The sequence below is a fragment of the Pseudacidovorax sp. genome (assembly GCF_017991995.1).
Classification (GTDB): domain Bacteria; phylum Pseudomonadota; class Gammaproteobacteria; order Burkholderiales; family Burkholderiaceae_C; genus Xenophilus.
Genome location: NZ_JAGOPN010000010.1, coordinates 132,494 through 145,203, shown reverse-complemented (window position 1 = coordinate 145,203; position 12,710 = coordinate 132,494). Strand labels below are relative to the sequence as shown.

The 12,710-nt window shown below is 66.7% G+C and carries 13 protein-coding genes and 2 pseudogenes; 11 read left to right on the top strand and 4 right to left on the bottom strand.

All coding sequences use genetic code 11. From position 1 onward, the window contains the following. The first annotated feature begins 96 nt into the window (after positions 1 to 96). The 8 genes from KBC94_RS15260 to KBC94_RS15225 all read left to right on the top strand — a co-directional run bounded on the left by KBC94_RS15260 (position 97) and on the right by KBC94_RS15225 (position 7,990). The gene (locus KBC94_RS15260; protein WP_294371641.1) at positions 97 to 816 is read left to right on the top strand and encodes an NYN domain-containing protein; all 720 of its coding nucleotides are present in this window, start codon (positions 97 to 99) and stop codon (positions 814 to 816) included. Positions 817 to 1,088: 272 nt separating this feature from the next. Continuing rightward, complete coding sequence (gene istA / locus KBC94_RS15255; protein WP_294371638.1) at positions 1,089 to 2,600, top strand: IS21 family transposase; 1,512 nt, start codon at positions 1,089 to 1,091, stop codon at positions 2,598 to 2,600. Continuing rightward, a complete protein-coding gene (gene istB, locus KBC94_RS15250; protein WP_294371636.1) occupies positions 2,593 to 3,402 on the top strand; it encodes an IS21-like element helper ATPase IstB in 810 nt (269 codons plus the stop codon). The genes istA and istB overlap by 8 nt, the downstream gene beginning before the upstream one ends. Positions 3,403 to 3,803: 401 nt before the next feature. Then, positions 3,804 to 4,259, top strand: coding sequence for a hypothetical protein (locus KBC94_RS15245; RefSeq protein ID WP_294371634.1), 456 nt, complete (start codon positions 3,804 to 3,806; stop codon positions 4,257 to 4,259). Further along, positions 4,256 to 5,107 (top strand): alpha/beta hydrolase, encoded by an 852-nt coding sequence (locus tag KBC94_RS15240; RefSeq protein ID WP_294371632.1) that lies wholly within the window; start codon positions 4,256 to 4,258, stop codon positions 5,105 to 5,107. The genes KBC94_RS15245 and KBC94_RS15240 overlap by 4 nt, the downstream gene beginning before the upstream one ends. Continuing rightward, on the top strand, positions 5,104 to 5,508 hold the full coding sequence (locus KBC94_RS15235; RefSeq protein WP_294371630.1) for a carboxymuconolactone decarboxylase family protein: 405 nt from the start codon (positions 5,104 to 5,106) through the stop codon (positions 5,506 to 5,508). The genes KBC94_RS15240 and KBC94_RS15235 overlap by 4 nt, the downstream gene beginning before the upstream one ends. A 19-nt stretch (positions 5,509 to 5,527) precedes the next feature. After that, a complete protein-coding gene (locus KBC94_RS15230) occupies positions 5,528 to 6,499 on the top strand; it encodes a tripartite tricarboxylate transporter substrate binding protein (protein WP_294371628.1) in 972 nt (323 codons plus the stop codon). Between the two features lie 9 nt (positions 6,500 to 6,508). Continuing rightward, positions 6,509 to 7,990, top strand: a complete 1,482-nt coding sequence (locus KBC94_RS15225) for an NAD-dependent succinate-semialdehyde dehydrogenase (RefSeq protein WP_294371623.1) — start codon at positions 6,509 to 6,511, stop codon at positions 7,988 to 7,990. A gap of 98 nt (positions 7,991 to 8,088) precedes the next feature. On the opposite strand, the gene KBC94_RS28885 is transcribed toward KBC94_RS15225, so the two are convergent. The 4 genes and pseudogenes from KBC94_RS28885 to KBC94_RS15210 all read right to left on the bottom strand — a co-directional run. Next, entirely contained in the window at positions 8,089 to 8,322 is a 234-nt protein-coding gene (locus KBC94_RS28885) for a hypothetical protein (RefSeq protein WP_366934713.1), read from the bottom strand. Positions 8,323 to 8,324: 2 nt separating this feature from the next. After that, complete coding sequence (locus tag KBC94_RS28880) at positions 8,325 to 8,702, bottom strand: transporter substrate-binding domain-containing protein (protein ID WP_316702597.1); 378 nt, start codon at positions 8,700 to 8,702, stop codon at positions 8,325 to 8,327. Positions 8,703 to 8,756: 54 nt separating this feature from the next. After that, positions 8,757 to 8,909, bottom strand: a pseudogene (locus KBC94_RS15215) (EamA/RhaT family transporter); the annotation flags it as partial. A 56-nt stretch (positions 8,910 to 8,965) separates the two neighbouring features. Beyond that, positions 8,966 to 9,124 (bottom strand): annotated as a pseudogene (locus KBC94_RS15210) (DMT family transporter); the annotation flags it as partial. 260 nt (positions 9,125 to 9,384) lie between these two features. On the opposite strand from KBC94_RS15210, the gene KBC94_RS15205 reads away from it, so the two are divergent. The 3 genes from KBC94_RS15205 to KBC94_RS15195 all read left to right on the top strand — a co-directional run bounded on the left by KBC94_RS15205 (position 9,385) and on the right by KBC94_RS15195 (position 12,700). Further along, positions 9,385 to 9,753, top strand: coding sequence for a hypothetical protein (locus KBC94_RS15205; protein ID WP_294371622.1), 369 nt, complete (start codon positions 9,385 to 9,387; stop codon positions 9,751 to 9,753). 83 nt (positions 9,754 to 9,836) lie between these two features. Next, entirely contained in the window at positions 9,837 to 11,120 is a 1,284-nt protein-coding gene (locus KBC94_RS15200; RefSeq protein WP_294371619.1) for a TolC family protein, read from the top strand. Beyond that, a complete protein-coding gene (locus tag KBC94_RS15195) occupies positions 11,117 to 12,700 on the top strand; it encodes an efflux RND transporter periplasmic adaptor subunit (RefSeq protein ID WP_294371617.1) in 1,584 nt (527 codons plus the stop codon). The genes KBC94_RS15200 and KBC94_RS15195 overlap by 4 nt, the downstream gene beginning before the upstream one ends. Positions 12,701 to 12,710 lie beyond the last annotated feature (10 nt).

Below are 12,710 nucleotides of genomic sequence, written 5' to 3'. Positions count from 1 at the left end.
TTTGGAGTAAAATCAACGGCATCCCGCCCCTCGAAGTAAGCCTCCAACCATCTTGGATGTGCCGAAACTTGGGGCGTTTTCGTTTCCGGAGGAACCGTGCCAACGGCTGTGCTCATTGACGGCGGCTACTTCGTGAAGCGCTACCGGGCTATCTGCCCGGAGAGCACGCACGATGCAACACGCGCAGCCGATCTGGCTTGGCGGTGGGCCATGCTGCACATGCGTGAGGGAGGCATGCGTGGAGAACAGCGGAAGCATGAGCTGTACCGCATCTTCTTCTACGACTGCCCGCCGCTGCTCAAGAAGCTGCACAACCCCCTGACCGGCAAGGTCGTCGATTTCTCGAAGACCGATGAAGCGCGCTTTCGCATCGAACTGCATGAGCGCCTGCGCTCCAAGCGCAAGGTTGCCCTGCGCATGGGCCATCTCTCCGGGGATACGCCATGGACACTCGTGCCGTCGGCCATCCAGGACCTGCTCAAGAAGAAGCGCAGCTTCGAGGATCTGAGCGAAGCTGATCTGCTGCCCAATGTCCGCCAGAAGGGGGTGGACATGCGCATCGGAATCGACATTGCCTCACTGGCCTTCAAGCGGCAGGTTGACCAGATCGTCCTCGTCGCCGGCGATGCCGACTTCGTTCCCGCCGCGAAACTCGCCAGGCGGGAGGGGATCGACTTCATCCTTGATCCGATGTGGCGCTCTGTCGATCCGGGGCTCAACGAGCACATCGACGGGCTTCGGTCCACTTGCACTCGACCTCCTCCGAAGGCCGCGAGTGAAAAACCAAACAATGGCATTGGGGCACAGCCGGCATAGCCTTGGCTGCCCGGGCCGCCGCTTGCCATCGCGCCGGCCTCCCGCCAGCCCGCGCTGCCGCGCTTGATGTTCGAGTGTCCGAACTGCTGATCTACTCTCGCCCGAGAAGCGCTGGCTGTTCAGCAGCGACTCAGCACCTTTCAACCATCCCATCGTGTTGGCGCCGACCGGAAATTGAGCCAGTTTTGCGGGTAGTGCCGAAGTAAAAGTGAGCCAGGTGTTCAACCTACTCTGCTGCTTTTTTAAGCGGTGGGGTTCGAGGAGTGATCACCATGGACATGATTGGCAAGATCCGACGGCTGCACGCGAGGGACAAGCTGTCGGAGCGCGAGATAGCGCGCAAGACGGGGCTGTCTCGCAACACGATTTCGAAGTGGCTGCACGCGCCGGTGAACGAGGCGCCGAAGTACCGGCGCGAGCCACGCCCCAACAAGCTCAGCGCGTTCGAGGGGACGCTGAAGCAGGCGCTAATGGCCGATGCCAGGCGGCCCAAGCACGAGAGGCGCACGGCGCGTGCGCTGCATGCCGAGATCAAGGCCGAGGGCTACACCGGCGGGTACTCGGCCGTCACCGATTTCGTTCGAGCCTGGCGCCAGGGCGAGGGTCAGGCGGTCAACATCACGGCCTATGTTCCGCTGAACTTCGAACTCGGCGAGGCCTTCCAATTCGATTGGAGCGAAGAAGGCCTGGTCGTCGGCGGCATCTACTACCGGGTCCAGGTGGCCCACCTGAAGCTCTGCGCGAGCCGCGCGTTCTGGCTGGTGGCTTATCCGAGCCAGGGGCACGAGATGCTGTTCGATGCTCACACGAGATCGTTCGCAGCGCTGGGCGGCGTGGCGCGCCGCGGCATCTACGACAACATGCGCACGGCCGTGGACAAGGTCCACAAGGGCAAGGGCCGCACCGTCAACGCGCGCTTCTCGGTGATGTGCGCGCACTACCTGTACGACCCCGACTTCTGCAACGTGGCCTCGGGCTGGGAGAAGGGGCGCGTGGAGAAGAACGTGCAGGACAGCCGCCGGCGCATCTGGATCGAGGCGGCCAGGCGCCGCTTCGGCTCCTTCGCCGAGCTCAATGCGTGGCTGGGCGAGCGCTGCCGGGCGCTGTGGAGCGAGGTGCGCCATCCCGAGCACAGCCAGTTCAGCGTGGCCGAGATGCTCGAGCACGAGCGGCCTCACCTGATGCCCATGCCCGAGCCCTTCGATGGCTACGTGGAGAAGCCGGCGCGAGTGTCGAGCACCTGCCTGGTCTCGGTGGCGCGCAACCGTTACTCGGTGCCGTGCGAGTTGGCCGGACAGATGGTCAGCACGCGGCTGTATCCAGGCAGCGTCGTGGTCGTCGCCGATGACGCGGTGGTTGCGCGCCACGAGCGCCTGAGCGACTCCGGTGGCACCCGCTACGACTGGCAGCACTACATCCCGCTGGTGCAACGCAAACCCGGTGCACTGAGGAACGGCGCGCCCTTCGCGGATATGCCCGAGGCGCTGCAGCAGTTGCGCCGCGGCCTGCTGCGCCAGGCCGGCGGCGACCGCGTGATGGCACAGGTGTTGGCCATCGTGCCGACGGCCGGCCTGGATGCCGTGATCGTGGCGGTGGAGTTGGCGATGGAGAGCTGTCCGCCGTCCGGACGTGTCAGCGTAGAGCACGTCATCAACGTGCTTGGTCGACTCAACGCGCCGGCAGTGCCCCTCGGCGCCGAGACGGCGCTGCAGGTCGCAACACCGCCGCTGGCCAACACGGCGCGCTACGACAGCCTGCGCAGCCAGGAGGTGGACCATGCGTGATGTGATGGTCGAGCTCAAGGCATTGCGCCTGCACGGCATGGCCGGTGCGTGGTGCGATCTGCAGGAGCAGGGCCCGGCCTCGGGTCTGGATAGCTCACGCTGGTTGGTCGAACACCTGCTGCAGGCCGAGACCACGGACCGCGCGATGCGCTCGGTGCAGTACCAGATGACGTCGGCGCGCTTCCCCGTGCACCGGGACCTCGCTGGCTTCGACTTCGATGCCTCGGTGGTGGATCGCAAGCTGATCGAGCAACTGGCGACACTGGAGTTCACGGACGCCGCGCACAACGCCGTGCTGGTCGGCGGGCCGGGCACGGGCAAGACCCATCTGGCCACCGCTCTTGGTGTCTCTGGCATCACGCGCCATGGCAAGCGGGTGCGCTTCTACTCGACCGTCGATCTGGTCAATGCACTGGAGCAGGAGAAGGCCCAGGGCAAGGCGGGGCGGATTGCCAGTGCTCTGCTGCGCATGGACCTGGTCATCTTGGACGAGCTGGGCTACCTGCCGTTCAGCCAGGCCGGAGGAGCGCTGCTGTTCCATCTGCTCTCGAAGCTGTACGAGCACACCAGCGTGGTGATCACCACCAACCTGGACTTCGCCGAGTGGTCCACGGTGTTCGGCGACGCGAAGATGACCACCGCCTTGCTCGACCGACTCACGCATCACTGCCACATCGTGGAGACGGGCAACGAGAGCCATCGCTTCCTGCACAGCAGCGCCACAGCGAAGAAGCGGATCAAGGCCAGGGAACAGGCCCGCAAGGGCAGCGGCAAGACCGACCCGACGGACATCACCGATTGACGGCCGCCGCGCGTGGCAAGGCGCTACGGGCTACGCCCTTCGCGCCTTGCCACGCGCATCCATCACCACCATCAGGAGGTCAAAGAACCAGGCAGGACATACACTTATCCACAGTCGACCATTACAGCGTCGACTTCCACCCCTGGCTCACGATTCAATCGGCGCGGTGGCTCAGTTTTACTTCGGCGCCGACAAAGGAAGGGCGCCTCGTGCGCGTGGCCGCCGTGCGGGAACTGCTGGTTCCATCGCTCCCCTACTACCTGCATTGGCGGCGCGACGACGACAGTACCCTGGGCGCCGCCGTGCGAGAGACGGTGGTCGCTGTCGGGTCAAAGCCGCGCTGGCCGGGTTGATCATCGATTTTTCTCCAGGCGCGCCTTCGATATTTCTCGCTGGCGCGGTTGCTCTCCGCTGCCTACGCTGGCGGTATGCAATCTTCTGAATCACTATCAAACGCGGGTGGCCTTCCACCGCGCGACGCGGCCTGGTTCCGCCAGGTCGCTCAGTGCATCAACGACGATCCCGAGATGGATCTGGTGGGGCAGCATCTGAATGCCACGGTCGCCTTCGCTTTCGGCGCGCAGCGCCACCACCTCGTACTCCAGCACGGCAAGGTCGTGGACGTGCGCCATGGCAAGAAGCTGGACTGGCGCGTCGACTTCGGCTTCCGTGCGCCGGATGCCGTGTGGGACAAGTTCTTCTCCCGGCCGGCGCCCCCGCTATACAACAGCGTCTTTGCCATGGCAATGCGCGTGGATGAGTTCGAAATGGAGGGCGACACCCTGCTGTTCGCACAGAACGCGCGCTCCATGACCCGGCTGCTCGAGCTGATGCAGATCCAGGGGCAGCCGCAATGAGCCGCTTCGAACCTATCCGCGGCGGCTACTTCGGTATCGAGGTCGATGGTGTCGCCTACCGGATCTTCTACGAGGAAGCGGGGCAGGGCATTCCGCTGCTGTGCCTGCACACTGCCGGCGCCGACAGCCGCCAGTGGCGACACCTGCTCAACGACCGCGAAGTCACCCAGCGCTTTCGCGTCATTGCATTCGACCTGCCTTACCACGGGCGCTCGAATCCTCCCGCGGGCTGGTGGCTGCGCAAGTACGAACTCACTCGTCGTCTCTACGTGGGCTGCATCCGCGAGGTCTATCGGGCGCTGGAACTGGAACGCCCCATCCTGCTGGGTTGCTCCATCGGCGGCTTCGTGGTGCTGCAACTGGCGGTGGATCATGGCGAGGAGCTTCGCGGCGTCATCGGCCTGCAAAGCGTGGCCCATGGCATCGGCCGCCACAACGACTTCCTGCACCACCCCGCGATCCACGGCGGCGAGTTCGCTGCCAGCTATACGTACGGGCTGAATTCGCCTCTGAGTCCGGAGGAGGCCCGGCGAGAGAATTGGTGGTACTACGCTCAGGGCGGGCCGGGTGTCTATGCCGGCGATACCGCCTTCGGGCGGGAGTTCGACGTGCGTGCCCAACTCAAGGACATCGATACGCGCCGCTGCAAGGTATCGATCATCTCGGGCGACTATGACTATTCGGCGCTGCCTGACGTCTCCCGGCAGGTGGCTGAGGCGATCCCCGGCGCCCAGTTCACGCTGATCGAGGGGCTGGGCCATTTCCCGGTCATCGAGGACTACGCCAAGCTGCGTCCCAGCCTGCATGGCGCGCTGGAGCACATGCTCGAAGAGGAGCAGTCGGCATGAACGACCCGCTCTACGAAAAGGGTGTGGCCAACCGGCGATTCGTGATGGGCGAGACCCATGTGGCGAGCAGCACCGCGGCGCGTACCAGCTTCTCGCAGCCGCTGAACGAACTCGCCATGCGCTATTGCTGGGGTGAATTGTGGTCGCGCGAGGGCGTGTCGTGGAAGATTCGCAGTTTGGTCTGCTTGGCCTTGCTGGCGGTGCAGAACAAGCCGGTCGAATTCAAGGCCCATGTGGGAGGGGCGCTACGCAACGGCGCGACGCACGAGGAAATCCAGGAGGTTTTGCTCCAGTTGGTGATTTATTGCGGCCTGCCCACCGGCAGCCAGGCCTTCCGATGGGCCAACGAATATCTCGCAGAGGCGCAGCAACCACAGGATCCCGCGCCTCCATCGACGTAGAACAAGGAGACATTGCGCGATGCTGAAGCAATTCTTGAGAGGGCTGGTCGCCTGCGCCGCGATGGCCGTGGCGATCTGCGCGCCGGCAGCGGAATTTCCCTCCATGCCGGTCAAGCTGGTGGTGCCGCTGGGTCCGGGTTCGGCGACCGACATCCTGGCGCGCCAGGTGGCTCAATGGCTTGAGGCGGAATGGGGGCAGCCCGTCATCGTGGAGAACCGCCCGGGTGCCGGTGGCGTGGTGGCGGCCGACTACGTGTCCAAGCAGCCGGCCGACGGGCACACTCTGCTGTTGACGGGATCGTCACTGGTGATCGCGCCGCTCATTGATCGCAATGCCAACTTCCGCATCGGCCGCGATTTGAAGCCGGTGGCGCGCCTGGCGATTCTGCGTATCGTTCTGGCCACCAACAACAAGGTGCCAGTTCCGAACCTGCGTGAGTTCGCCGCGCTCAGCCGTGCCCGGCCGGGGACGATGAACTATGCCGGACTGGGGCGTACGTCGATCATCGACATCGGCATGGAGGTGCTGAAGCAGGGACTGCACATGGATCTCACGCCGGTCGCGTACAAAGGTGCGGCAGAACACAACACGGCGCTGATCCGCAACGACGTGCAGTTGGTGTGGGGTGGCGCCCAGGTGCTCAAGGAGCAAGCGAAGGCGGGTCGGGTCCGTTTGCTGGCGGCCGTCTCCGAGCACCGCTTCTCCGATCTGCCCGACCTGCCCACCGTGAAAGAGGAAGGCTACCAGGGCTTCATTCCTCAAGTGTGGACCGGGATCATCGCGCCGGCAGGTACCCCGGACCACGTACTCGCTCGCATTACCAACGACGTCAACCGCGTGCTCGCCCGCGCGGATGCCCAGGCCGTGCTGCGCGACAAGCTCGGCAACGATCCCGCGCCGCTGCCGCCTGGGATGTTCGGCGAGGAAGTGAACAAGGAAACGGCGTTCTGGGCGCGCACGCTCAAGGGCCTCGGCATCGAGCCGCAGTAAAGAACAGACATGGAACCCGGACTCGTGAGCGCACTCCCCCTGAAGGACCCTTCCCTCTTCCGCCAGCAGGCCTTTCTGGCCGGCGCATGGATCGACGCCGACGAAGGCAAGACGATCGCGGTGACCAACCCCGCCACCGGCGAGACCATCGGCACCGTGCCGGTGTGCGGCGCGGCCGAGACGCGGCGCGCCATCGAGGCGGCCGAGGGCGCCTGGCGCGCCTGGGCCGCGCGCCCGGCCAAGGAGCGCAGCGCCATCCTGCGCAGGCTCAACGACCTGATGCTGGCGAACACCGACGACCTGGCGCTGATCATGACCAGCGAGCAGGGCAAGCCGCTGGCCGAGGCCAAGGGCGAGATCGCCTACGCGGCCTCCTTCATCGAATGGTTCGCGGAGGAGGCGCGCCGGGTGTACGGCGACACCATCCCCGCGCCCGGCGCCGACAAGCGCATCCTGGCGCTCAAGCAGCCGATCGGCGTCACCGCCGCCATCACGCCCTGGAACTTCCCCACCGCCATGCTCACGCGCAAGGCCGGCCCGGCGCTGGCCGCCGGCTGCGCGATGGTGGTCAAGCCGGCCACGCAGACGCCCTTCTCCGCCCTGGCCTTCGCCGAGCTGGCGCAGCGCGCCGGCCTGCCCGACGGGCTGCTGTCGGTGCTCACCGGCTCGGCCAGCGCCATCGGCGGCGAGATGACGGCCAGCCCGATCGTGCGCAAGCTCACCTTCACCGGCTCCACCGAGGTGGGCCGTACGCTGATGAAGCAGTCGGCTGACACGGTCAAGAAGCTCTCGCTGGAGCTGGGCGGCAACGCGCCCTTCCTGGTGTTCGACGACGCGGACCTGGATGCGGCGGTCGAGGGCGCGATGATCTCCAAGTACCGCAACACCGGGCAGACCTGCGTGTGCGCCAACCGCATCTACGTGCAGCGCGGCGTGCTGGAGGCCTTCACCGCGAAGCTGGTCGAGAAGGTGCGCGCGCTGAAGGTCGGCAACGGGCTGGAGGCCGGCGTGACGCAGGGCCCGCTGATCGACGACAAGGCGGTGGCCAAGATCGAGGAGCACGTGGCCGACGCGGTGGCCAAGGGCGGCCGGGTGCTCACCGGCGGCAGGCGCCATGCGCTGGGCGGCCTGTTCTACGAGCCGACGGTGGTGGCCGGTGCTACGCAGGACATGCTGTTCGCGCGCGAGGAGAGCTTCGGTCCGCTGGCGCCCGTCTTCGCCTTCGACACCGAGGCCGAGGGCATCGCGATGGCCAACGACACCGAGTTCGGCCTGGCCGCCTACTTCTACACCCGCGACGTGGGCCGCATCTGGCGCGTGGCCGAGCAGCTGGAGTCGGGCATCGTCGGCGCGAACACCGGCCTGATCTCCACCGCCGAGGCGCCCTTCGGCGGCGTCAAGCAGTCGGGGCTGGGGCGCGAGGGCTCGAAGTACGGGATCGAGGAGTTCCTCGAGATCAAGTACCTGTGCTTGGGCGGGCTGGATGGCTGAGGCAGTCGCGGCTCCGTGTAGCCAGTGCGCGACTGCATGCATCGATCAACCGGCCCGAAGTCGAGAAGGTTCGATCGGAAATCCATGACACCGTAAGACTACGCGTCTGCGACCATGGCTCCCTCGATCCCATGGCGTTCAAGCGCATCGGCGACCATGCCGCTGCAGCGCTGTTCGGTGATAGAGGTCTCGATGAACCGCGCTGCAGGCTCGCTGCGGTCACGCGGCAGGACCATCGCCTGCTCGATAGTCATAAAGGCGCCCGGCAGTGGCCGCATTCCAGGCAACCGAATGGCATCGGCGTGCAGTTGCTGCCGGACGCCGGCGGCCACGTTCAAGCTCGAGTCGGCGGCGAAGGCGTCTGCCACCTGCTCGGCCTGGGCACCTCGACGAGTTTCGCCTGCGAGAGATGACGTTCCAGGAACAGGGCATACGCGCTGGCCGTGCCGACAACCACGCGGATGCCGGGTCGGTCCACATCTTCGTTGGTGACTAAGGGCGAGGATTCGCGAACGAGGTAGGCGCCTTCGATGCGCACATAGGGCGAGGTGAAGCGCAGTTTTTGGGCGCGAACGGGATCGACCGCCAGGAACCCGATGTCGGCGGCGCCCGAACTCAGCGCTGCGCCCGCGGCGCCGGGCGTGTCGAACTCCAGCAGTTGGAGTGTCAGCCCCAGTCGGCCGGCCAGGATGCGTGCGAGATCGATGGTCACGCCGGCGGGCGCTCGGATGCGAGCGGCTGTGCGCCAGCACTGGGTTCCCCATGTTCAGGGCCGCGCGTAGCACGAAGGCGCACAGATCACGGCGACCAGCGTCGCCACCAGCATCGTCCAGCTCACCTTTTCGTGGGGTAGCACGGCGGCCCCGCCGAACCCCATGAAAGGCTGCAGCAGCTGCAACTGCCCCACGGCGGCGATGCCAGCACCATCGTCGCACCCAGGCGCGGCGCCATCAGGATCGCGATGGCAATGAAGATGGCCCCGAACAGGCCGCCTGTCCAGGCGACCCAGCTATGGCCTCCCGCTCCCAGGCCGGCCGGCGCGACGACCAGCATCGCCACCGTGCCGACGAAGTAGCTCACGAAGCCGTCCCACCAGAGGGAATCGATCTGGGTGCGCAGGCTGGCATTGAGCACTTGCTGCAGGGCGACGCTGGGAGAACGAGCTTGTCATCGTCATGCTTGACGACAGTTGCCAGCTGAGGCACGACCATAGGCTGTCGAATCCAAGATGACAGACTTGTAATTTTCCCGTTAGATAAGCGGCCATCTCGCCCACTAGCATGGTCCGTGCGGCGTTGAGGTGAACAGCCCGCTGCCTGGAATCTGGACCCGACCATGCGCAGCAAGCGCTCCTGGCGATCGCCTTGCCGCCATCAACTCAATCGCACTCGCCCATGCGCCGCTGGCTTCTCGTCTTCCTCCTTGCTGCTTTGCCGTGGCAATGGGCATGGTCGGCAGCCGCGCCTTACTGTCGCCACGAGGCGGCGCCGGGAGCGAGCCACCTCGGCCATCACACACACCAGCACGACCGTGCCGCATCCGACGCCTCCGCGGCGGCCCAAGACCAGTTGGATGATCCGTCCGGCCCGAGTGAGGATCTTGACTGCACGGCATGCCACGGTCTGACCCTGCAGGCATTGCCTTTGACCACCGATCACGTGGCCGAGTCGACTTCGCATGTCTTTGCCACGATCACGCTGGCGCGGTACAGCAGCGATCAACCTCGCGACATCGAACGCCCCAAATGGCGCCGCACCGCCTGAACGGTGCAGCGCTCCACATCCTTCGACACTTCCCCCAGAGCTGCTGCATCGGCCTTTCTGTCCCCTCTTGACTGGAGAACCCGATGTACAGGAACTTGGCGCCGATCGCGTGGGCGATCCTGGCGCTCGCGGGCTGCCCTACGGCAGCCCAGACGAATATGCCAGCGTCGCAGGTGCCGGCCCGACAGGCAGCGGCGCTGACCCTCGCCGAGGCCATGCTGCAGGCGCGGCAGACCAACCCCGAGCTGTCTGCAGCGCGCCATGAACTGGAAGCAGCCGAAGGAGCCCGGGTTCAAGCCGGCGCCCTGCCGAATCCCACCCTCGAAGCGCAGTGGGAGGATCAGCGGCGCGAGACGCGCACCACGACGCTGACCCTGAGCCAGCCCATCGAACTGGGCGGCAAGCGCAGCGCGCGCATCGAGGCGGCCGAGCGTGCCATTGACATCGCGCGCAGCCAGCTCGATGCGCGGAAGACCGATCTCGAGGCCAGCGTCACGTCGGCCTTCTTCGCGGCGCTGGTGGCCCAGGAGCGCCTGACCCTGGCACAGGCCTCGCTCGACCTCGCGCAGCGCGGCCGGGATGCAGCCAGCAAGCGGGTGACGGCGGGCAAGGTGTCGCCGGTGGAGGAAACCAAGGCACGCGTGGCCGAGGCTGGCGTGCGTCTCGAGCGGGTGCAGGCGCAGGGCGAACTGCGCACCGCGCTGAGCCAGTTGCGCGCCGCCATCGGCCCCGGTCCAGAGATCGGCCGGGTGGACGGTGATGCGCTGAACATCCAGGCGCTGCCGGCCGCCGAGGAAGTATCGTCCCGCGTGGACTCGGCACCCGCTGTCAGGGAGGCTCGCCTGGACGCACGCCGCCTGCAGGCGCTGGCCGAGCTGGAGCGTGCCAAACGGATCCCGGACGTCACGCTCACCGTCGGCGCCAAGCGCGAGCAGGAACTGGCGCGCAACCAGGCCGTCGTCGGCATCTCCATTCCACTGCCGATCTTCGACACGAGCCGGGGCAACCTGCAGGAGGCCCTGCGCCGGCTGGACAAGGCCGAAGACCTCGCGCAGGCCGCCGAGTTGCGCGTTCGCTCGGAAGCCACGGCCGCGCGTCAGCGTTTCGAGACGGCCCTGGCCGAGGTCAACACGCTGCGCGAGGAGGTGCTGCCCGGTGCGCAAAGCGCCTTCGACGCAGCCACCAAGGGCTTCGAGCTGGGCAAGTTCAGCTACCTCGAAGCGCTGGACGCGCAGCGCACCCTGCTGCAGTCCAGGTCGCAGTACCTGCGGGCTCTGGCCCAGGCTCATCAGGCAGCGGCCGACCTGCAGCGCCTGCTCGGTGCTCCCGGCACGCCTCCTTCCACGCTTTCCAAGGAACGTCCATGAATCCCAATCCATCGCCGCAGCCGCAGGGCAGGGGGGCCTCGCGGTCCAGGCAACTCGTCGCCATCGCCGTGCTGCTCGTGCTGGGCGTCATCGCCGGGGTGCTCATCCTCACCCAGACGGGCGGCAAACCCGCAGCGGACAGCCACGGCGACCACGCCGCCGGGGCCAAGGAAGGTGACGACGGTCACGGTCATGCCCACGGTGAGGGAGGAGGTGAAGCCGGCCATGCCGAAGAGCAGGCACCCAAGGGACCGCACGGCGGCCAGCTCTTTGCCGATGGCGACTTCTCTCTGGAGCTGCTGCTGAGCGAGGAAGGCGGCGAGCCGCGCTTCAAGGCCTGGACCTTCGAGAAGAACCAGCCTGCCGATGCGGCAGGCGCCACAGTGGTGATCGCCCTGACACGCCCCAGCGGCGAGAAGCAGGAATTCCGGCTCCAGCCCCAACAGGGCGTGCTTACCAGCGAGCAACCGGTGGCCGAGCCGCACAACTTCGAAGCCACGGTCGAGGTGCAGACATCCCGCGAGAGCTATCTCTTCGCCTTCACCCGCGACGAGGGCAAGGTGGCCATGAGCGATGCGCAGATCCGCTCCGCCGGCATCACGCTGGACAGCGCGGCACCAGCCACTATCCACGGCGGCCTGCAACTGCCCGGCGAGATCCGCTTCAACGAGGACCGCACTGCGCACATCGTCCCGCGCGTGGCGGGCGTGGTCGACAGCGTGGGCGCCAACCTGGGGCAGCAGGTCAGGAAGGGGCAGGTGCTGGCGGTGATCTCCAGCAGCGCCGTCTCCGAGACCCGCGCCGAACTGCAATCCGCCCTGCAGCGCAAGGAACTGGCCCGGACCACCTACGAGCGCGAGAAGAAACTGTGGGAGGAGAAGATCTCCCCGGAGCAGGATGTGCTGCAGGCGCGCCAGGCGCTGCGCGAGGCTGAGATCGCCGCGGCCAACGCCAACCAGAAACTGCTGACGCTTGGCGCTTCGCCGGGCAGCAGCTCCCTCGGGCGCGTCGAGCTAAGGGCACCCTTCGACGGTGTCGTGGTTGAGAAGCACATCGCCCTGGGCGAGGCGGTACGCGAGGACACGCAGGTGTTTACCATCTCCGATCTGTCCACCGTCTGGGCCGAGATGAGCATCCCCGCGCGGGAGCTGCCCCGGGTGCGCGTGGGCGAGAAGGCGGTCGTGCGCTCCGGCGCCTTCGACGCCAGTGCCAGCGGCACGGTGGCCTATGTCGGCTCGCTCATCGGCGAGCAGACGCGCACGGCCCGCGCCCGCGTCACCCTGGCCAACCCGCAGGGCGCCTGGCGCCCTGGCCTGTTCGTGAACATCGAGGTGGTGGCCGAGGAGGTGGCCGCGCCGGTCACGGTGGCGTCATCGGCGATCCAGACGGTGGAGGACCGGCCGGTGGTGTTCCTCAAGGTGCCAGGCGGCTTCGTGGCCCAGCCGGTGCAGCTGGGTCGCTCCGACGGCAAGCGCGTCGAGGTGCTGGGTGGGCTGAAGGCAGGCAGCAGCTACGCCGCCGCCGGCAGCTTTGTCGTCAAGTCGGAGCAGGGCAAGGGCTCTGCCACGCACACCCACTGAGGCGGATGAC